Raw genomic sequence first — 19,444 nt, 5'->3', positions numbered from 1 at the left:
ATGGCGCATATTGCCCTGACAATTGCGGGCTCGGACAGTGGCGGTGGGGCCGGGATTCAGGCGGATCTTAAGGCGATGTCTGCGTTGGGCGTGTATGGGGCCAGCGTGATCACGGCGGTCACGGCGCAGAACACGCGGGCTGTGACCGCAGTGCATGGCATACCGCTCAACGTAGTGGCCGCTCAGATCGAGGCGGTGCTGACCGACCTGGATGTAGGCGCGATCAAGATCGGCATGCTTGCGACCCCTGAAATTATTCAAACTGTTGCCGAGACTATCGCTGGGTATGATGGCCCCGTCGTTCTGGACCCGGTGATGATCTCCAAATCTGGCGATGGCTTGCTGGCACAGGATGCGGTTCAGACCCTGCGTGATGTTCTTGTGCCCCGAGCGACCATGCTTACCCCGAACTTACCCGAGGCCGCTTGTTTGCTGGGCACCACGGATGCCGAATCCCCCGATCAGATGATCGCGCAGGGGATGGCGCTGTGCGGGCTGGGGGCGCGGTCGGTATTGATGAAAGGCGGACATGGGCGCGGCGACGTTTGCCACGACGTCTTGCTTGATCCTTCGGGAGTTGTGGCAGAATTCACCGCCCCCCGGTGCGATACGCGCAATACGCATGGCACCGGTTGCACCCTGTCGTCTTCGATAGCAGCCGGGCTGGCGCGAGGGCTGGGCCTGACCGACGCGGTCGCGCAGGCGCATGAGTATCTGCAAGGGGCCATTGCTAAAGCTGACAGTCTGATGGTCGGACAGGGGCATGGCCCGGTTCATCATTTCCATCGGGTCTGGCCCGCGTGACGGTCTGGTCGGTCATAGGGGCCGGTGTGGCCGGGCTGGCCGCAGCCAGCGAGCTAGTGTCGCGCGGGGCCAAGGTTCAGATCTTTGATCCCAGTGGTCCACCTGGCCCGCATGGGTGTTCTTGGTGGGCTGGCGGTATGCTGGCCCCGTGGTGCGAGTTTGAAAACGCTGAAGAACCGGTGTTGCGGCTGGGAAAGGCTGCGTTCGAGTGGTGGTCTACGCGTACTCGGGTGGAACAACGAGGCACGCTGGTTGTTGCCAACCCGCGTGATCTGCCGGATTTGCGTCGGTTCGCCCGTCGGACCGGGGGGTATACCGAGATTAATCAGGTTGAAATTGCCAATTTAGAGCCTGATTTAACCAGTTTCACCAAAGGTCTGCATTTCACGGATGAGGCTCATCTGAACCCGCGACAGGCGCTGCGGAATCTGCACCGCCAATTGCAGGACCAAGGGGTAGTCTTCCACCGGAAACTGGCCCCGACCCAGCTGGAGAATGCCATCGATTGCCGCGGTCTGCACGCGCGTGAGGTTTTGCACGACCTGCGCGGCGTTAAGGGAGAGATGTTGGTGATCCGCTGCCCGGACGTGACCCTGACGCGACCTGTACGTCTACTGCATCCAAGGATGCCGCTGTACATCGTGCCGCGTGGGGATGGTGTCTACATGCTGGGCGCAACGATGATCGAAAGCGAAGACAGCAGCCGCATCACGGCCCGATCCATGCTGGAACTGCTCAGCGCCGCCTATGCGCTGAACCCCGCCTTTGGCGAGGCCGAGGTGCTTGAGATCGGTGTCGATCTGCGCCCGGCTTTTCCCGACAACCTGCCCCGCATCCGGCGGCTGGGGCATACGATTTATGCCAACGGACTGTACCGCCATGGCTATCTGCTGGCCCCAGCGTTGGCGCAGGGCGTGGCCGATCTGGCGTTGGACAACAAACATTCGGAGATGGTTGATGAAGATCGTGCTTAATGGTGAATCGCGCGAGGTGTGCGCCGAAATCCTCTCGGATCTGTTGGTCGAATGTGGATTCTCTGGACGGGTGGCGACAGCTGTAAACGAAGACTTTGTGCCCTCGGGTCTGCGCATTGCTCAAAAGTTGACCGATGGCGACCGGGTTGAAGTCGTCGCGCCGATGCAGGGAGGCTGAGGATGAAAAGCTTTTATGGGACCCAACTTCCCAACTCATTGATGCTGGGCACGGCGCAGTACCCCAGCCCCGCCATTCTGGAACAGGCGTTTCGCGAGAGCGGCGCGGGTGTTGCCACAGTGTCCTTGCGCCGTGAATCCGGGGCTGGGCAGACCTTCTGGCAGATGATCCGCGAGCTGGGCGTGCTGATCCTGCCAAACACCGCTGGGTGCCACACGGTCAAAGAAGCCGTAACCACCGCCTATATGGCGCGTGAGGTGTTTGACACTAATTGGATCAAGCTGGAACTGATCGGCCACACTGACAGTTTGCAGCCAGATGTGTTTCAACTGGTCGAGGCCGCGCGCATACTGACCGGGGACGGGTTTCAGGTTTTCCCCTACACCACCGACGACCTGATAGTGGGCGAGCGGCTACTGACCGCCGGGTGTGAGGTGCTGATGCCTTGGGGGGCGCCCATCGGGTCGGGACGGGGGCTGAACAACGAATATGCTCTGCGCGCGATGCGGGCCGAGTTCCCCGATGTTCCTTTGGTTGTGGATGCCGGGATCGGCCTGCCCAGTCACGCCGCGCAGGCGATGGAGTTGGGTTATGACGCCGTTCTGCTGAATACCGCTGTCGCTCGCGCCGGAAACCCTGTGGCCATGGCCCGCGCAATGATGCTGGCGATTCAGGCCGGGCAACTGGCGCATCAAGCCGACCCGATCGAGGCGCGCGATATGGCCGAACCATCAACTCCGGTAATCGGAAAGGCCTTCTTATCATGATGTTAGACCGGTTCTATCCGATCTTCGACCACTCTGACTGGTTGCGCCGGATGCTGCCCCTGGATGTGAAGCTGGTGCAACTGCGGATCAAGGATCAGCTTGATGTGATCATACGGGAACAGATCGCCCAATCGTTAGAACTATGCCGTGCCCACGGCACCGTGCTGGTGGTCAATGATCATTGGCAGGCGGCTATCGACGCTGGTTGCGAGTGGATTCATCTCGGGCAAGAGGATCTGGACGAGGCCGATCTGAAAGCCATCCGCAAGGCGGGGCTGAAACTGGGTGTCTCTACCCACGATGATGATGAATTAGAGCGAGTCCTGACCATGGACCCGGATTATGTGGCTTTGGGCCCGGTCTATCCGACGATCCTGAAAAAAATGAAATGGGAACAGCAGGGCCTGCCACGCGTCACCGAATGGAAGGCACGGGTGGGGGATACCCCTCTGGTCGCGATTGGCGGCATGAGCGTTGAGCGGGCGCCGGGCGTCTTGCAGGCGGGGGCCGACATCGTCTCGGTCGTCACGGACATCACGCTGAATTCCGATCCAGAAACCCGCGTTCGCGAATGGATCGAGGTCACGAGATGAGCCGTTATGCCCGCCAGATGATCCTGCCCGAGGTTGGACCGGCAGGCCAGACCCGCCTGTCAGCAGCGCGGGTTCTGGTGGTGGGCGCAGGCGGATTAGCCTCCCCGGTCTTACCCTTGTTGGCCGGGGCCGGGGTTGGGCATATAACCATCCTGGACCGGGATCAGATCGCGCTATCGAACCTGCATCGGCAGACATTGTTCGCTGAATCCGACTGTGGGCGCGCCAAGGCCAAAGTCGCCGCAGAACGCTGCCGGGCGCTGAATGGTGACATCACCGTAATGGCTGAGAATCAGGCTCTAACAAACCAGAATGTGTTAAATTTTGTCCGCAGCTCTGACATTGTTCTGGACTGCGCGGACAGTTATGCGGCCAGCTATATCCTGTCGGATACCTGTTTGTTGCAGGGCAAGCCGCTGATCAGCGCATCCGTATTGGGGCTGACCGGCTATGTCGGTGGGTTCTGTGCTGGCGCGCCGTCCTTGCGTGCGGTGTTTCCGGATGCACCGGATAGCGGCGCGAGCTGTGCAACGGCCGGCGTGCTGGGCCCTGTCGTTGGGGTGATAGGTGCCTTGCAGGCGCAAATGGCGCTGGGCGTGATCCTTGGCCTGGACCCCTCGCCTTTGGGACAGTTGGTACAGTTTGACGCCCGCACGCTGCGCAACAGCACATTCAGATTTGACGGCGCACCGGAACCGGCGCACTACTTTCGATTTCTTTCCGCCAGCCAATTGACCGAAGATGATGTGATCATTGAACTGCGCACCCGGGACGAGGCCCCCGAGCCTCTTCACAGCAGGGCACGTCGGGACATTGTTGAATCCCTGAAAACAGAGCCTAACAAAGGAAAAAGACTTGCGCTTTGTTGCTCTAGCGGATTGCGCGCATGGCGGGCGGCTGAGCAAATTCAATCGGATTGGTCCGGTGAGATTGTCCTGGTTGCAGCCTCAACTACATGAGTGAATTGATACACGAGGTAGGTGGAAACCGGTGACTATCGACCAAAGGGGTCTAAGGTCGTTTGGGCGCGTTAACCTTTCGGAAACCGATTCTGCGCAAATCTGAACGCATGACTCAGGACGCCTTTGCCGAAGCCCCGATGCTGTTTGAAAGTGACGAAGCCCCGGTGGCGCCCCTGCCCTCGGGTCGGTTACCGTCCTACATCAAAGACCACCGGAAACGCCTGCGGGAACGGTTCATGTCAGGCGGATCGGCGGCGATGCCGGATTATGAACTGTTGGAACTGGTGCTGTTCCGTTCAATCCCGCGGCAGGATGTAAAGCCGCTGGTACGGGCGCTGATGGACACGTTTGGGGATTTCAACCGGGTTCTGACCGCGCCCGAGGAACGGCTGCGTCAGATCAAGGGCGTTGGTGACACGGTGATCACCGATCTGAAGATACTTGAGGCCTGCGCCCATCGCATGGCCCGCGCGCGGGTGATGCAGCGGCACGTGATTTCAGGTTGGGATGCACTGCTGGACTATTGTCACACCACGATGGCCCATCGCGAAACGGAGCAGTTCCGGGTGTTCTATCTGGATCGCAAGAACGTGTTAATCGCGGATGAGGAACAGGCCAAGGGCACCGTCGATCACGTACCTGTCTATCCGCGCGAGGTTGCGAAACGGGCGTTGGAATTGAATGCGTCAGCCTTGATCCTGGTACACAATCACCCTTCGGGCGATCCGACCCCGTCGCAATCAGATATCGACATGACCAACCGGATACAGGACGCATGTCTGGCCCTGGGGCTGACGCTGCATGATCATCTGATCATCGGCAAATCGAATGAACTGAGTTTTCGGTCGCAGGGATATCTGTAGCGAGTTACTGAACCCAGATCTCGACCCGGCGGTTGATCTTTCGGCCCCATTCGGTGTCGTCGCAAGCCATCGGCATCGCCTCACCAAACGCATCGACTTGCAATTCAACACTATCGGGAATGGCAGTTTCCACCGCCGCCAACACCGCATTGCGCACGGTTTTGGCGCGCAGCAAGGCGATCCGCTTATTTGCAGTCGCGGCTCCGTCGCCGTCGCTGAAACCAACGAACACCAGCTTGCGCGCATTCAGCGTCCCGGCCTCAAGCTGTTGGGCCAAATGCTGGATGTTCGACCGTGATTGTGCGTCGGGGCGGGACGAGCCTGCCTCGAATCTGACCGATAGCGACAGCCGGGACATGGGTCTGAGGGTATCGACCATGCGCTGCAATTCCTCCAACCCAACCTCGGGGCCACCCGAGGCCACCGCATTGGCCAGACGATCGCCCTGCAGTCCAATCCGCATCATCTCGGGCTCCTGATCGACAAAACCCGCATTGCGGATCGCCTTTTGGGCTGCGTCGCCTTGGGTATAGGCCAGAAACTGCCGGGCGATACGGGGCAGGCGGCGCTTGGGGAGGTACAGGAACATGGGTGAGGTCAGCGGGTAGTCCTCGGTCTTGATCGTCTGCCGGGTGGCCATCAACACGTGACCACATCCACCGGTCAGGGGCAGTGCGCGGGCCGCGTCAGCCTCGGCCTGGCTAGCGATGCCGATGGCAAAAGGGTCCTTGGTGACCTTTTGAACCAGATCGCTGCTGCGCTCATGCCGGATAACGGCATCAGACAGAACGACACTGGTGGGTGAAAGCAGTTGATCCTCGACCCCTTGTGCCAGACCTGATCCGGCGTCGGGCAGGTGCAGCGCAATTGGTGCGTCGGGTCCACCCAAGGCGGACCAATTGTCAATCGTGCCAGAAAACACCAAGGCGAGATCCGCGGGAGAGATTTGGGGCACGGGATTGTCCGGCGCCACGATGGGCACCAACGCATCCAACGCAATAACCCGCGACCGGCGCGCGTGGTTCAAGTCGCCCAAACCAGCGGCCTCGGCAGCCTCTTGCTCTGACGGGCGAATTTCGCGCAAAGCCATGACAATGTCGGTTTGATCCGCGATCAGATCGGCAAAGCCCTGACCGGTATTGCCGATATCGAAATAGAATCGGCCCAGCAGCGCGTCGCGCCCATCCTGATGAAGCTCGTATATCAAACTGTCCGGAGCGGATTGGCGGGACGTGACTGACAGCCCTTCCTGTTCGGCAAAGCCCATCAACAGGGCAGGCAACACCTTCTCGGCCATGACGGAAGAGCCTGAAAACCTCAGTTCGCCCACGAAATCGGTCAGATTGGGGCAGGCAGGGCCATCGCAGGTCACGCCCGAGCCATCCACCGTCAGCTCACCAAATTGGGTGTCGACGCGGTAGAACTCTCCGTCAAAGCCAAGCAGGGTACCTGTCACCTCGACCTTGCCGTCATGAGAGGTGAGCGTGATATCCTGCGCCTGAACGGCTGAGGAAAGTGTTGCCGAAAACAGTGCGACCGCCGCCACACGAAGAAATGTCATAGGAAGTTCTAGCCTGCCTGCGGTTTTAGTTTGCCGCGATTGTCAGGTTTTGGAACAGATTATTCAACACCAGAAACTCACCTGTTTTGGAGCAGTCTGGAAAGTTCAGCGTTAATTCGCGCGGCCGCAGTTTCCGGTCTTCGCGCAACTCCAGCGACTGGACGTGCAGGTCCGTGCCGCAATTTTCTGCCGTCACCTCAGCCTCGACCGTCAATTCGATCGAGCCCGATTGATCCGATTGCGCGGCGGGAAAGGAATAGATCTCGAGGTTGCGCGCATCGCTGAAGGTCGGTTGCGTCAGCTGAACGACACTGCCTGCGCCTTGCGAGTCAGACTGAGCCGAAACATGACCTGCATCCCCATAGCTGGCCCCAAATTCCAGCGCGTGGATCTGCAGCTCGGTCGTGCCCTGCCATTGTAATACAACGCGGGCATACTGGCTGATGTCGGGAACGTGAGTGGTGGCTACGGTCCCTTTCTGATCGTCAAGTGAGATCAGGAAGATCGCGTATTCCGACAAGGCCGGTATGGTCAGGTCCAGCGTGCCATTGGCGTCTGTCTGCTGGGTTACGGTCAGTCCACTGTGATGCACCTCGATCCGTTCATTACCGTGGCAGGGGGCCTTGATGATCAGGCGCGCGGCAGCACCGGGCACGGCGCGTGCGCGGGCACTAAGGCTACAATCAGCGTGATCAGAGGGGGTTGACCGGCTGGGAGTCTCAACTCGTTGTGCAGAAGGGATGGCGCGAACCGTTTCCTGGGCGGGGGTCGAGGAGGTCAAGACGATGTCCTCCAGCCCGGGAATACCGGCACCTTGATCAGCGGCCGCAAGTTCAGTGCCCTGCACGTCGTCAGACCACGCAGGAAATCCATTTTGCATCAGGTAACCAATTGCCAGCGCGCAAACGACTGTGCCGCCGGTGGTCACGTAGTTCTTTATTACAAACAAGACACCCTCCCCAGTTGAAGGAGCGAGTCGCATATTGATTCTGAATCACGGCCAATATGTGGCCGTGAGGGGGACTCAATGTGTCTGAATTACGCTGACGTTAGGTCAGGCGCCCGTGGCAGTGTTTAAATTTTTTGCCCGATCCACAGGGGCAACGGTCATTGCGCGACGGGTTGCCCCAGGTGCTTGGATCATCCTCGACAAAGCCGGGACGCGGATCGCCCGAGGCTTCGGCCTCGGCTACCGCTTCGGCCCGTTCGGTCGCTTGTTCGACCTGCTGCTGCGCCTGAGCCTGTTGTGCTTGCATCTGCGCCAGCATTTCCCGCTGCTCTTCTTCAGACAGTGGGCGCACGCGTGACAATTGCTGAGTCACGGTCTCACGCAGGCTATCGAGCATCGACTCGAACAGCTGGAAGCTTTCGTTCTTGTATTCGTTCAGCGGATCGCGCTGGGCATAGCCGCGGAACCCAACGACCGAGCGCAGATGTTCCAGCGTCAACAGATGCTCGCGCCATTTACCGTCGATGGTGTTCAACAGCACCTGTTTTTCGATGTTGCGCATGTTTTCGGGACCAAAGGCCGCCGCTTTCTGCGCCATCATCTCGTCTGCGGCGTTGATCAGACGTTCGCGTACCTGCTCGTCATCCACGCCTTCTTCGGCGGCCCAGTCCTGTACAGGGGCGTCGATGGTCAGCTTATCCTTGACCGCCTCGTGCAGACCGTCCGTGTCCCATTGATCGGCATAGGATTTTGGCGGCATGTGTTCGTCGATCAGATCGTCGATCACCTGTTCGCGCATATCCGAGACGATTTCGGACAGGTCGTCCGAAGACATGATCTCACGCCGTTGGCTGAACACTACCTTCCGCTGGTCGTTCATCACGTCGTCAAATTTCAGGACGTTCTTGCGCATGTCAAAGTTGCGGCCTTCGACCTTGGACTGTGCCCGCTCCAGTGACTTATTCACCCAGGGGTGGACGATGGCTTCGCCTTCTTTCATGCCCAGGGTGGTCAGCACCTTATCGAGGCGTTCTGACCCAAAGATTCGCATCAGGTCGTCTTCGAGGCTCAGGTAAAACACGGTGCGGCCCGGATCGCCCTGACGGCCCGAACGGCCACGAAGCTGGTTGTCGATGCGGCGGCTTTCGTGACGCTCGGACGCCATCACATAAAGACCACCGGCTGCCAGAACCTTTTCCTTTTCCTCGGCATGGCGGGATTCTTCAGCGGCACGCAGCTGGGCCGGGTCGGCCTCGGGGTTTTCGGCCAGTGCCTGCAAAACCTTCATTTCCACATTGCCGCCCAGCTGAATATCGGTGCCGCGGCCAGCCATGTTGGTGGCGATAGTCACCGCACCCAGACGGCCGGCATCGGCGACGATCTGCGCCTCTTGCTCGTGCTGGCGGGCGTTCAGAACATTGTGTGCAATGCCTTCCTTTTGCAGCATTTGGCTGAGCAGTTCGGATTTCTCGATCGACGTGGTGCCCAGGAGGACCGGCTGGCCCTTTTCCTGCGCCTCTTTGGTCTGTTCGATCATCGCGCCGTATTTCTCACCGGCGGTGCGATAGACCTGATCGTCTTCGTCCAAACGGGCAATCGGTTTGTTGGTCGGAACCTCGACTACGCCCAAACCGTAGATTTCAGCGAATTCTTCGGCCTCGGTCAGTGCGGTGCCAGTCATGCCGCCCAGCTTGTCGTACAGGCGGAAATAGTTTTGGAAAGTCACACTGGCCAGCGTCACGTTTTCCGGCTGAATCTGCACACCTTCTTTGGCTTCGATGGCCTGATGCAGGCCTTCGGACAGGCGGCGGCCCGGCATCATCCGGCCGGTGAATTCGTCGATCAGCACGACATCGCCGTCACGGACGATATAGTCCTTGTCGCGCGTGAACAGCTTGTGCGCGCGCAGACCCTGGTTGACGTGGTGCACCACGGTTGTGCTTTCGGGATCATACAGCGAATGCCCTTCGGGGATCAGCCCCGCAGCAATCAGCTGCTGTTCCAGAAACTCGTTGCCCTCATCGGTGAAGGTCACGTTGCGGGACTTTTCGTCCAGCGTAAAGTGATCGTCCTGCAACGAGGGGATCAATCCATCAATGGCGGTATACAGATCCGAACGGTCCTGCGACGGTCCCGAGATGATCAGCGGTGTTCGCGCCTCGTCGATCAGGATCGAGTCGACCTCGTCCACAATCGCGAAATTGTGGTATTTCTGGTAAATCTGGTCCAGCTCGGCCTTCATATTGTCGCGCAGATAGTCGAAACCCAGCTCATTATTGGTGGCATAGGTCACGTCACAGGCATAGGCCGCTTTCTTCTCGGCGTCGGGTTGGCCCGACCAGATCACGCCGGTGGTCATGCCCACGGAGGCAAACACCTTGCCCATCCATTCCGAGTCGCGCTTGGCCAGATATTCGTTCACCGTGACCACGTGAACGCCCTTGCCGGTCAGCGCATTCAGATAGGCGGGGAAGGTGGCGACCAGCGTCTTGCCCTCACCAGTCTTCATTTCCGAGATGTTGCCTTGATGCAGGAACGCGCCGCCCATCAGCTGCACGTCAAAGGCGCGCAGACCCAGCGCGCGTTTGGCGCCTTCGCGGACGTTGGCAAAGGCTTCGGGCAGCAGGTCATCCAGGCTTTCCCCGTCCAGTGCGCGTTTGCGCAGCTCGGCGGTTTTTTCGATCAGGCCGTCATCGGACAGTTTCTCGAACTCTGGCTCCAGCGCGTTGATTTTCTCGACCAACGGGCGGGTCGCCTTAATCTTGCGGTCGTTCGGTGTTCCGAACACCTTTTTGGCGAGCGTTCCGAGTCCCAGCATGTTCACTCCAGCGGATCTGTTCTTATCGTGGTTGCGACAGGCTTGCCCACCTTGCGCGCAACCCATAGATACGGGGGGTGAAAGGCGGCCCTGTCCAAGGCTTCAAAGCGATGTAAGCGGCAGGTCCCAGAGTGTCAACGCTGCGCCCTGTCGCGGCAAAGAAATAGGATGATTCCATGCCCAAAGGCCTCACTTTTCTGCCATCGTTGGCGCTTGCTGCTGTGATGGCCCTGCCATTGGCCGCCGAAACCAAACCTGATGCCGCCACCGTGGTCGCTCGTGTGAACGGTGATGAAATCACATTGGGTCACATCATCGCCACCGCAGCCGCGCTGCCCGAGCAGTACCAGCAGATCGAAGATGATGTTCTGTATGATCTGATTCTGGATCAGCTGATCCAGCAACAATTGTTGAGCCAGCAGCAGGACGCTTTGAGCAAACTGAACACTCTGGCCTTGGAAAACGAGACGCGATCCATGCGGGCGGTGCAGGCGGTGGATGCGTTGATCGACGAAAACCTGACCGACGACGTGATACAAGACGCCTATGACGCCCAGTACGCGGATTTCGAAGGTTCGGACGAGTTCAACGCCAGCCATATTCTGGTGGAAACGGAAGACAAAGCCAAAGAAATCAAGGCACAGCTGGATGACGGCGCCGATTTTGCCGAGATGGCCAAAGAACACTCCACCGGCCCGTCGGGCCCGAACGGGGGTGAGCTGGGCTGGTTCGGACCCGGTCAGATGGTCCCGGAATTTGAGGCGGCCGTGATCGCGATGGACAAAGGCCAGATTTCCGAGCCGGTGAAAACTCAGTTCGGCTGGCATCTGGTCACCCTGAACGACAAGCGCAAAACCGAAGCGCCTGAATTGGAACAGGTACGCGCCGAGTTGACCCAAACCCTGCAACAGGGCGTCATTCAGGCACGGATCGACGAGCTGACTCGCGAGGCCGACATCGATCGTCCCGCCCCCGAGGGTGCTGGCCCCGAGGCGCTGCGTCAGATCGAACTGCTTCAGGAGTAACCCCCGTGGCCACGATCACCAAGGTATCTCCGCTGGCCCCGGCGGCCTTTCCCGATTTGCCCGCGATTGACGGTGTGCGGTTCGCCACGGTCGAGGCCGGTGTGCGCTATCAGGGCCGTACTGATGTTATGCTGGCGGTGATGGATCCCGGCACTTCGGTGGCGGGGGTGTTCACCCGCTCCGCCACACGCGCGGCCCCGGTCCTAGACTGTCAGGACAAGATCGGAGGAACCAACGAGGGACCAGCTGCGATCCTGGTGAATTCAGGCAATGCCAATGCCTTTACCGGTCATTATGGTCAGACCTCGGTGGCCGAGGTGACACAGGCAGTTTCCAAGGCCACCGGTGTTCCGGTCGAACGGGTCTTTACCTCGTCCACCGGCGTAATTGGTGAGCCGTTGCCTCATGAGCGTATCGTGGCGCAGCTTGAGGCTCTGAAAGCGGGCCTCAGCCGTCACGCGGTCGAGGATGCCGCGCGCGCGATGATGACCACAGACACGTTCCCGAAAGGATCCTGCGCGCAGGTCGAGATTGATGGAAAAACAGTCTCTATTGCGGGGATTGCAAAGGGATCAGGCATGATTGCCCCGGATATGGCGACGATGCTGGTTTACATTTTCACCGATGCGCAGGTCGAACAGTCGGCGCTGCAGGCGCTGCTAGGCGCGCAGACGGACCGGACATTCAACTGCATCACGGTGGATAGCGATACCTCAACTTCGGACAGCCTGTTGCTGTGCGCGACCGGGGCGTCAGGCGTGGATGCGACGGGCAATGTCGCCTTTGCCGAGGCACTGGAAGGCGTGATGCTGGATTTGGCGCAGCAGGTAGTGCGCGACGGAGAAGGTGCGACGAAATTCGTGGAAATCCGCGTGACTGGGGCCACCTCGGACGCAGATGCCAAGGTGCATGGGTTGGCCATTGCCAATTCCCCTCTGGTCAAAACCGCAATTGCGGGCGAGGACCCGAACTGGGGCCGCGTTGTTATGGCCATCGGAAAATCGGGTGCCGCGGCGGATCGGGACCTGCTGAGCATTTCTTTCGGTGACATTCTGGTGGCCGAGAAAGGCTGGGTCAGCCCCGATTACAGCGAGGACGCCGCCGCCGCCTATATGAAAGGTCAGGATCTGGTGATCTCGGTCGACCTGGGGCTGGGCGAAGGTAAGTCCACCGTTTGGACCTGCGATCTGACCCACGGGTATATCGAGATCAACGCGGATTATCGCTCGTGAAACCGGAGCAATTCCAGCAAAAGTGGAGCCCGGTTTTGCGTCCGGGATTGCGACCATGAAAACCGTATTAGTGTCTGCCGTCGCCCTGATCGACATCGAGGGCCGGGTGTTGCTGGCGCAGCGCCCGGAAGGCAAATCCATGGCGGGCTTGTGGGAGTTCCCCGGCGGCAAGATCGAAGCCGGAGAAACGCCCGAAGCCGCCTTGATCCGCGAATTGCATGAGGAGCTGGGCATCGACACCTGGGCCTCGTGCCTTGCCCCGCTGACCTTCGCCAGTCACAGCTATGACGATTTTCACCTGTTGATGCCCTTGTTTGCCTGCCGCAAGTGGGATGGGATCCCGCAGTCTAAAGAAGGGCAGGCACTGAAATGGGTGCGCGCGAATGAGCTGCGAAACTATCCGATGCCTGCAGCAGATGTGCCGCTGATCCCAATTTTGCGGGACTGGCTGTAAATCCGTCAGATTGGACGTCGGAACGAAATCAGTGCCGTTTTCAACCAAGAGAATGTGAATGCAATGTGAACAACGCGTTGCTTCTGTATTTAATATTGTTGATGCAAACTCTGTTAGCTTACGGCGAGTCGAAAACACCTAATGGTGCCTGTCTGCAGAATTACTCGATGATAAGGTCAGGGGCGGCTACGCAGATTGAATGGCGCAGATCGGATTGGTGATGTTATGAAAAGCGATACAAGTTCCACCAACAAAGAATTGCAAAACAAATGGGCGACATGGACGATGAAGCCTGAAAAGAAACAGCTAAGTTTCAAGTATTTCGCGTCTGCATTGGTCATTGCGGCGTCGGCCTTTGTTGTTGTCGGCCTTCATCAACACGCGATTTTCTGAATTTTTTTACCAGAGCCCAACGCGCCGTATCTTATGTGGTAATCCAGAATATTTAGCCATTAGAAGACCTCCGCAAGACCGATTTCTGCGGCGGCAAATCGTTCCTGACGATCAGAGCATTTGATAGTAGGTCAGGGCTGTTTATCTGTTCGTTTGGTTTAGGTTTGCAATTTCCACACCCAAGATCGGTCAGGTTTCACCACGTCTTGGTTGTTACAATTCGTAAGAATTGAGAAAACATCAGGAAAAAGTTGACGCTGATCGTGCAAGCGTCCCTTAATCGGGCGTTGGCGTCCGGGGTTGATCCTCGGGTCCGCTTTTTCCGGCCCGGGGAGAGGCCGGATGTGGAGGAGAGGAAGATTGGCTCAGACGCAGTCGGGCGCCGAGGGGATGCACTCCCTTGCTGCGCTGCTACACCGAAACGCGACACAGTTCGGGGACGCCCCGGCCTATCGAGAGAAAGAATTCGGCATCTGGCAATGCTGGACCTGGGCTGAGACGACTAAGGAAATTCGTGCCATCGCGTTGGGGTTTCTCGAGTTAGGTGTTGAAAAGGGCGACCATATTGCTGTGATCGGTCGCAACCGCCCGGCGCATTATTGGTCGATGGTCGCGGCGCAAATGGTCGGTGCGGTTCCGGTTCCACTATATCAGGACGCGGTGGCCGAAGAGATGGCCTATGTGCTGGAACATTGCGGTGCAAAATACGTCGTCTGCGGGGACCAAGAGCAGGTCGATAAGGTCATCGAGATTCAGGAAAACCTGCACCAGGTCAAACACATCCTTTATACCGACAAGCGGGGGATGCGGAAATACGACCATTCCCAGATGAATGCGCTGGATGATATCATGGCCGAAGGCCGTGCCGGTCACGCCCGGTTCGATGCGGAACTGGACAAGCGCATCGCTGCGATCACTTATGACGATACCTGCGTGATGCTCTATACCTCGGGCACTACCGGCAAGCCCAAGGGCGTGGTGTTGTCGAACCGCAACGTCATCGAAAGCGCCAAGAATTCAGCCGAGTTCGATCATCTTACCCAGAGCGAGGATATCCTGTCCTACCTGCCGATGGCCTGGGTAGGCGATTTTATCTTTTCCATCGGTCAGGCCTATTGGTGCGGGTTCTGCGTGAACTGCCCCGAAAGTGCCGATACGATGATGACCGATCTACGCGAGATCGGACCGACCTATTTCTTCGCCCCGCCGCGCGTGTTCGAAACACAGCTGACCAACGTGATGATCCGGATGGAGGATGCGGGCAAGCTGAAGCAGCGCATGTTCCATCACTTCATGGCGCATGCCAAGAAGGTCGGAGGTTTGCTGCTGGATGGCAAACCCGTGGGCCTCGGTGATAAGTTGAAATACGCGCTGGGCAATCTGCTGGTCTACGGCCCGCTGAAGGATACGCTGGGTTATGGTCGGTTCCGGGTGGGCTATACGGCGGGTGAGGCCATCGGGCCCGAGATTTTCGATTTCTACCGATCCCTTGGCATCAATCTGAAACAGCTCTACGGCCAGACCGAGGCCACCGTGTTCATCACCGTGCAACCGGACGGCGAAGTACGCGCGGATACGGTTGGTGTGCCTGCGCCGGATGTCGAGTTGAAGATCGATGACAAGGGAGAAATTCACTATCGCTCGCCCGGTGTTTTTGTTGAGTATTTCAAAAACCCGGATTCCACGGCCTCGACCAAAGATGCCGAGGGATGGGTTGCCACTGGCGATGCCGGTTTCATCGAAGAGAACTCAGGACATTTGCGGATAATTGACCGCGCAAAGGATGTGGGCAAGATGGCCGACGGGTCGATGTTTGCGCCGAAATACGTCGAGAACAAGCTGAAATTCTATCCTGACATCCTTGAAGTTGTTTTGTTCGGAAACGGCAAGGATCGTTGCGTGGCCTTTATCAATATCGACCTGACAGCAGTGGGCAATTGGGCGGAACGTAACAACGTGGCCTACGGGTCTTATCAAGAACTGACGGCGAATCCACAGGTGTTAGAGACCATCAAGGCGCATGTGGAAGAGGTGAACAAATCTGTTGCCGCCGACGAGATGCTGTCGGGCTGTCAGGTGCATCGCTTTGTGGTTCTACACAAGGAACTGGATGCGGATGACGGCGAGATGACCCGCACGCGGAAAGTGCGGCGCGGGTTTGTCGAGGACAAGTTCAGCGACATTATTGCGGCGCTGTATGACGGGTCAGAGACCGTCTCGACCAAAACGGAAGTGACCTATGAGGACGGCCGCAAGGGATCGATCAGCGCGACGCTTGAGATCGTAGATGCGCCGGTTGTACCGGTCGCTCAACATAAAGTGGCTGCGGAATGATGGGTCGCCGAGCGCCGCTCGACCTGCGGTCATCGCCCCGCCCGCCATCCCGTTTTTGCGTAGGTCAGGGAGTGACTGATGCTGGATAGTTCCGAAGGATATGTCACCGAAGACGGCCGCAAGATCGGCGGCGTGGTGATGGAGATGAAGAACATCACTCTGCGTTTTGGCGGTGTTGTGGCAATCAAGGATATCTCGTTTGATATTCGCGAGGGTGAGATCCGCGCCATCATCGGGCCGAATGGGGCAGGTAAATCCTCGATGTTGAACGTGATTTCCGGGTTCTATGTTCCGCAGGAGGGTGAGGTCTGGTTTCACGGGGCCAAGCGCCCACCGATGCGGCCATTCGAGGTCGCGCAGCAAGGCATTGCGCGGACGTTCCAGAACATCGCTCTGTTCGAAGGTATGAGCGTTTTGGACAACGTTATGACCGGACGGCTGAACTTTATGAAGACCAACATTTTTCAGCAGGCCTGGTGGAAGGGCAAGGCAGAAGCGGAAGAGGTGGAAAACCGCGAGGCGGTGGAGAAGATCATCGATTTTCTGGAAATCCAGCACATCCGAAAAACTCCGGTCTCGCGCCTACCTTACGGGTTAAAAAAGCGGGTCGAGCTGGCCCGTGCGCTGGCGGCCGAACCCAGGCTGCTGCTGCTGGATGAGCCGATGGCGGGCATGAATGTCGAAGAAAAAGAGGACATGAGCCGCTTTATCCTAGACGTGAATGACGAATTCGGCACCACCATTGCCTTGATCGAACACGATATGGGCGTGGTGATGGACCTGAGCGACCGCGTGGTCGTGATGGATTACGGAAAAAAAATCGGCGACGGCACCCCGGATGAGGTGCGCAGCAATCAGGACGTCATCGACGCCTATCTGGGGGTCAGTCATGACTGAGCATCGGACAGACATGGGGAGAGGCGCAGATGCCTGAACAACTCGTATTCGCGATGGAGGTCATCCTCAACGGTCTGATGGCCGGGGTGCTCTATGCGTTGGTCGCGCTGGGCTTTGTTCTGATCTACAAAGCTTCGGGGATTTTCAATTATGCCCAAGGCGTTATGGCGCTGTTTGCGGCGATGACGCTGGTCGGGGTCATGAACGGGCAGGTGCCCTTTGCGCATGTGATAAATGCAACTTTTGGCACGCATGTTCATACCTTCGGGTGGAATGTGCCCGCTTTTGTGGCGATCCTTTTGACCATGGGTGTCATGGTATTGCTGGCCTGGGCGGTACAGCGGTTCGTCATGCGTCATCTGGTAGGGCAAGAGCCGATCATCCTGTTCATGGCCACCATCGGGCTGGCCTATTTCCTTGAAGGTGTGGCCGACCTGATGTGGGGGTCCGAGATCAAGACGCTGGATGTGGGCCTGCCGCAGGGCATCAATCTGTGGATTGATGAGAGCACCTTTAACATCTTCGGTTATGGCTTCTTCCTCGACAATCTGGACATCGTGGCGACCGTGATTGCGGCGCTGCTGGTGGCGGCCTTGGTGGCGTTCAGCCAGTACACCAAACAGGGCCGGGCCATGCGTGCAGTGGCCGATGACCATCAGGCAGCACTGTCGGTTGGCATCTCGCTGAACTTCATCTGGATCATGGTCTGGTCGGTGGCTGGGTTCGTGGCGCTGGTCGCGGGCATCATGTGGGGCACCAAGTCGGGCGTGCAGTTCTCGCTGTCGCTGATCGCGCTCAAGGCGCTGCCGGTGCTGATGCTGGGCGGGTTTACCTCGATCCCAGGTGCCATTGTCGGCGGGTTGATAATCGGTGTGGGTGAGAAACTGTTCGAGTTCGCCGTCGGCCCGCTGGTCGGCGGCGCGACTGAGAACTGGTTCGCTTACGTTTTGGCGTTGGTCTTCCTGGTGTTTCGTCCGCAAGGTCTCTTCGGTGAGAAAATTATCGAGAGAGTATAGATGGATAAGCTGGAACCCCTCTTCAAAACGTTGCCAATTGCATTGCTGGCCTATGGGTTCGCGCGGTCACTTGGTGACTGCTTTGAACTCAACCTGTCTGGTTCAAGCATAGCGATGCCTGGCGATACAGCGTGGGAGATGAGGATGTTGCTCATTGTGAGCTATCTGCGAGCCTTGGACTCGCTGTTCTTCTACGCAGCTTTTGCTGCTGTGGTGCATTGGCTGAACGTCAAAAGCCGCGGGGTCGCTGCATGACCAAACTGATCGCCATCATCAACGTCATCGCATGGGCAGGGTTCTGGGCCTTTGGCTATATCGCCGTCACCTCGGAAGATCTGACCGAAAGCCAGCTGGTCGTGGCCGCGATACTGGCTTTTGCCGGGCTGATCACGGGCGTTCTGGCCTACATGAAACTGGTGCGCAACTCCGAGGCGAGCGGATACGCCAAGGGCACAAACCAACTGGATGCCGAGGCTCGTAACCGGGCACAGGAAGAGTGGGAGAAGTAAGTTATGTTCTACCGTGAGGCCGGGGATTTCAAAACCTCCTACATCGATGACAACCAGACCTTTCCGATCAAGTTCGACCGGTATCGGTACTATGTCGTGCTGGCCGTGGCCTTTGGGATTATTCCGTTCCTCATCAATGATTACTGGGCCAATGCGTTGCTGTTGCCGTTTCTGATCTACGCGATTGCAGCGATCGGGTTGAACATTCTGGTGGGCTATTGCGGTCAGGTCAGCTTGGGCACCGGGGGGTTCATGGCCGTGGGGGCCTATGCCTGCTACAAGCTGATGACCGCGTTCCCGGATGTCAGCATGTTCATACATGTCATTCTGGCGGGCGGGATCACCGCCATTGTCGGCGTGCTGTTCGGCCTGCCAAGCCTGCGGATCAAGGGGTTCTATCTGGCGGTGGCAACCCTGGCCGCGCAGTTCTTTCTGGTCTGGCTTTTCAACCGCGTACCGTGGTTCTACAACTATTCCGCTTCGGGCCAGATCAACGCGCCCGAGCGTGACGTGTTCGGCATCATCATCACCGGCCCGAATGCACCGGCCTGGGCCACCTATCTGTTCTGCCTGATCTTCCTGTCGGTCAGCGCGATCATTGCGCGCAACCTGACGCGTGGCACCACGGGGCGCAGCTGGATGGCGATCCGCGACATGGATATCGCCGCCGAGATCATCGGGGTGAACCCGCTGAAGGCGAAACTGACCGCTTTTGCCGTCAGCTCGTTCTTTGTGGGCATCGCCGGGGCGCTGTTCTTTGCCGTCTATTTGGGCGCTGTCGAAGTGGGTGAGGTCTTTGGCATTCAGAAATCATTTCTGGTGCTGTTCATGATCATTATTGGCGGGTTAGGGTCTATTTTCGGATCCTTTGCGGGCGCTGCGTTTCTGGTGTTGCTGCCCGTGGTGCTGAAAGTTGTTGGCGCCGATTGGCTGGGCTGGCCCACCGATATTGTGGCGCATCTGCAGCTGGTGATTGTCGGCGCGCTGATCATCATGTTCCTGATCCTTGAGCCACACGGTCTGGCGCAGCTTTGGCGCGTGGCGAAAGAGAAACTCAGACTCTGGCCGTTCCCGCACTAAGGGGCAGGCCCAATCAGATAACGGGTGCAAAGCCC

General features: G+C 58.3%; 20 protein-coding genes. 17 read left to right on the top strand and 3 right to left on the bottom strand.

What is annotated here, in order from left to right; translation table 11 throughout:
- From thiD to radC, 7 genes are all read left to right on the top strand, one after another.
- Window positions 1-804, top strand: a complete 804-nt coding sequence (thiD, locus tag GOX21_RS07045) for a bifunctional hydroxymethylpyrimidine kinase/phosphomethylpyrimidine kinase (protein WP_170376468.1) — start codon at window positions 1-3, stop codon at window positions 802-804.
- Window positions 801-1,778, top strand: coding sequence for an FAD-dependent oxidoreductase (locus tag GOX21_RS07040; RefSeq protein ID WP_170376465.1), 978 nt, complete (start codon window positions 801-803; stop codon window positions 1,776-1,778). The genes thiD and GOX21_RS07040 overlap by 4 nt, the downstream gene beginning before the upstream one ends.
- Window positions 1,762-1,956 (top strand): sulfur carrier protein ThiS, encoded by a 195-nt coding sequence (gene thiS, locus GOX21_RS07035; protein ID WP_170376463.1) that lies wholly within the window; start codon window positions 1,762-1,764, stop codon window positions 1,954-1,956. Before GOX21_RS07040 ends, thiS begins: the two co-directional genes overlap by 17 nt.
- Before the next feature lie 2 nt (window positions 1,957-1,958).
- On the top strand, window positions 1,959-2,723 hold the full coding sequence (locus tag GOX21_RS07030; protein ID WP_170376460.1) for a thiazole synthase: 765 nt from the start codon (window positions 1,959-1,961) through the stop codon (window positions 2,721-2,723).
- Window positions 2,720-3,316: a thiamine phosphate synthase gene (locus GOX21_RS07025; RefSeq protein ID WP_170376457.1), complete on the top strand. Its 597-nt coding sequence runs from the start codon at window positions 2,720-2,722 to the stop codon at window positions 3,314-3,316. The genes GOX21_RS07030 and GOX21_RS07025 overlap by 4 nt, the downstream gene beginning before the upstream one ends.
- A complete protein-coding gene (locus GOX21_RS07020; RefSeq protein WP_170376455.1) occupies window positions 3,313-4,275 on the top strand; it encodes a HesA/MoeB/ThiF family protein in 963 nt (320 codons plus the stop codon). The genes GOX21_RS07025 and GOX21_RS07020 overlap by 4 nt, the downstream gene beginning before the upstream one ends.
- A gap of 110 nt (window positions 4,276-4,385) precedes the next feature.
- Entirely contained in the window at window positions 4,386-5,141 is a 756-nt protein-coding gene (gene radC / locus GOX21_RS07015) for a RadC family protein (RefSeq protein ID WP_170376453.1), read from the top strand.
- Window positions 5,142-5,145: 4 nt separating this feature from the next.
- Here the strand turns inward: radC and GOX21_RS07010 are convergent, their stop codons facing one another.
- The 3 genes from GOX21_RS07010 to secA form a co-directional block, all read right to left on the bottom strand.
- Complete coding sequence (locus tag GOX21_RS07010) at window positions 5,146-6,702, bottom strand: phosphate ABC transporter substrate-binding/OmpA family protein (protein WP_170376450.1); 1,557 nt, start codon at window positions 6,700-6,702, stop codon at window positions 5,146-5,148.
- 25 nt (window positions 6,703-6,727) lie between these two features.
- The gene (locus tag GOX21_RS07005) at window positions 6,728-7,651 is read right to left on the bottom strand and encodes a hypothetical protein (protein ID WP_170376447.1); all 924 of its coding nucleotides are present in this window, start codon (window positions 7,649-7,651) and stop codon (window positions 6,728-6,730) included.
- Between the two features lie 100 nt (window positions 7,652-7,751).
- A complete protein-coding gene (secA, locus tag GOX21_RS07000; RefSeq protein WP_170376444.1) occupies window positions 7,752-10,469 on the bottom strand; it encodes a preprotein translocase subunit SecA in 2,718 nt (905 codons plus the stop codon).
- 176 nt (window positions 10,470-10,645) lie between these two features.
- On the opposite strand from secA, the gene GOX21_RS06995 reads away from it, so the two are divergent.
- The 10 genes from GOX21_RS06995 (at window position 10,646) to GOX21_RS06950 (ending at window position 19,409) form a co-directional block, all read left to right on the top strand.
- Window positions 10,646-11,494, top strand: coding sequence for a peptidylprolyl isomerase (locus GOX21_RS06995; RefSeq protein WP_170376441.1), 849 nt, complete (start codon window positions 10,646-10,648; stop codon window positions 11,492-11,494).
- A gap of 5 nt (window positions 11,495-11,499) precedes the next feature.
- Window positions 11,500-12,726, top strand: coding sequence for a bifunctional glutamate N-acetyltransferase/amino-acid acetyltransferase ArgJ (gene argJ, locus GOX21_RS06990; RefSeq protein ID WP_170376438.1), 1,227 nt, complete (start codon window positions 11,500-11,502; stop codon window positions 12,724-12,726).
- 55 nt (window positions 12,727-12,781) lie between these two features.
- Window positions 12,782-13,180 (top strand): 8-oxo-dGTP diphosphatase MutT, encoded by a 399-nt coding sequence (mutT, locus tag GOX21_RS06985; RefSeq protein ID WP_170376435.1) that lies wholly within the window; start codon window positions 12,782-12,784, stop codon window positions 13,178-13,180.
- A gap of 195 nt (window positions 13,181-13,375) precedes the next feature.
- A complete protein-coding gene (locus GOX21_RS06980) occupies window positions 13,376-13,573 on the top strand; it encodes a hypothetical protein (protein ID WP_170376432.1) in 198 nt (65 codons plus the stop codon).
- A 390-nt stretch (window positions 13,574-13,963) separates the two neighbouring features.
- Complete coding sequence (locus tag GOX21_RS06975) at window positions 13,964-15,907, top strand: AMP-binding protein (RefSeq protein ID WP_170376719.1); 1,944 nt, start codon at window positions 13,964-13,966, stop codon at window positions 15,905-15,907.
- Window positions 15,908-15,985: 78 nt separating this feature from the next.
- A complete protein-coding gene (locus GOX21_RS06970; protein ID WP_170376430.1) occupies window positions 15,986-16,804 on the top strand; it encodes an ABC transporter ATP-binding protein in 819 nt (272 codons plus the stop codon).
- A gap of 29 nt (window positions 16,805-16,833) precedes the next feature.
- Window positions 16,834-17,820 carry a branched-chain amino acid ABC transporter permease gene (locus GOX21_RS06965; RefSeq protein ID WP_170376427.1) on the top strand — a complete coding sequence of 329 codons (987 nt, stop codon included), beginning with the start codon at window positions 16,834-16,836 and terminating at the stop codon, window positions 17,818-17,820.
- On the top strand, window positions 17,821-18,075 hold the full coding sequence (locus GOX21_RS06960) for a hypothetical protein (protein ID WP_170349607.1): 255 nt from the start codon (window positions 17,821-17,823) through the stop codon (window positions 18,073-18,075). It begins immediately after the preceding gene.
- A complete protein-coding gene (locus tag GOX21_RS06955; protein ID WP_170349608.1) occupies window positions 18,072-18,329 on the top strand; it encodes a hypothetical protein in 258 nt (85 codons plus the stop codon). Before GOX21_RS06960 ends, GOX21_RS06955 begins: the two co-directional genes overlap by 4 nt.
- 3 nt (window positions 18,330-18,332) lie before the next feature.
- Entirely contained in the window at window positions 18,333-19,409 is a 1,077-nt protein-coding gene (locus tag GOX21_RS06950) for a branched-chain amino acid ABC transporter permease (RefSeq protein ID WP_170349609.1), read from the top strand.
- Window positions 19,410-19,444: the final 35 nt, after the last annotated feature.

The sequence above is a fragment of the Ruegeria atlantica genome, from assembly GCF_013032005.1.
Classification (GTDB): Bacteria; Pseudomonadota; Alphaproteobacteria; order Rhodobacterales; family Rhodobacteraceae; genus Ruegeria; species Ruegeria atlantica_A.
Note: the sequence above shows the minus strand (reverse complement) of the source record. Positions and strands in the feature narration are given on the sequence as shown.

Excerpts from the sequence above, each read along its gene's own strand:
- GOX21_RS07010 (WP_170376450.1), bottom strand. The coding sequence starts at position 6,702 with ATGACATTTCTTCGTGTGGCGGCGGTCGCACTGTTTTCGGCAACACTT.
- GOX21_RS06955 (WP_170349608.1), top strand. The coding sequence starts at position 18,072 with ATGACCAAACTGATCGCCATCATCAACGTCATCGCATGGGCAGGGTTC.
- GOX21_RS07025 (WP_170376457.1), top strand. The coding sequence starts at position 2,720 with ATGATGTTAGACCGGTTCTATCCGATCTTCGACCACTCTGACTGGTTG.
- mutT (WP_170376435.1), top strand. The coding sequence starts at position 12,782 with ATGAAAACCGTATTAGTGTCTGCCGTCGCCCTGATCGACATCGAGGGC.
- GOX21_RS07030 (WP_170376460.1), top strand. The coding sequence starts at position 1,959 with ATGAAAAGCTTTTATGGGACCCAACTTCCCAACTCATTGATGCTGGGC.
- GOX21_RS06960 (WP_170349607.1), top strand. The coding sequence starts at position 17,821 with ATGGATAAGCTGGAACCCCTCTTCAAAACGTTGCCAATTGCATTGCTG.
- GOX21_RS06975 (WP_170376719.1), top strand. The coding sequence starts at position 13,964 with ATGCACTCCCTTGCTGCGCTGCTACACCGAAACGCGACACAGTTCGGG.
- GOX21_RS06995 (WP_170376441.1), top strand. The coding sequence starts at position 10,646 with ATGCCCAAAGGCCTCACTTTTCTGCCATCGTTGGCGCTTGCTGCTGTG.
- thiS (WP_170376463.1), top strand. The coding sequence starts at position 1,762 with ATGAAGATCGTGCTTAATGGTGAATCGCGCGAGGTGTGCGCCGAAATC.
- thiD (WP_170376468.1), top strand. The coding sequence starts at position 1 with ATGGCGCATATTGCCCTGACAATTGCGGGCTCGGACAGTGGCGGTGGG.
- radC (WP_170376453.1), top strand. The coding sequence starts at position 4,386 with ATGACTCAGGACGCCTTTGCCGAAGCCCCGATGCTGTTTGAAAGTGAC.
- GOX21_RS07020 (WP_170376455.1), top strand. The coding sequence starts at position 3,313 with ATGAGCCGTTATGCCCGCCAGATGATCCTGCCCGAGGTTGGACCGGCA.
- GOX21_RS06970 (WP_170376430.1), top strand. The coding sequence starts at position 15,986 with ATGCTGGATAGTTCCGAAGGATATGTCACCGAAGACGGCCGCAAGATC.
- secA (WP_170376444.1), bottom strand. The coding sequence starts at position 10,469 with ATGCTGGGACTCGGAACGCTCGCCAAAAAGGTGTTCGGAACACCGAAC.
- GOX21_RS06950 (WP_170349609.1), top strand. The coding sequence starts at position 18,333 with ATGTTCTACCGTGAGGCCGGGGATTTCAAAACCTCCTACATCGATGAC.
- GOX21_RS06965 (WP_170376427.1), top strand. The coding sequence starts at position 16,834 with ATGCCTGAACAACTCGTATTCGCGATGGAGGTCATCCTCAACGGTCTG.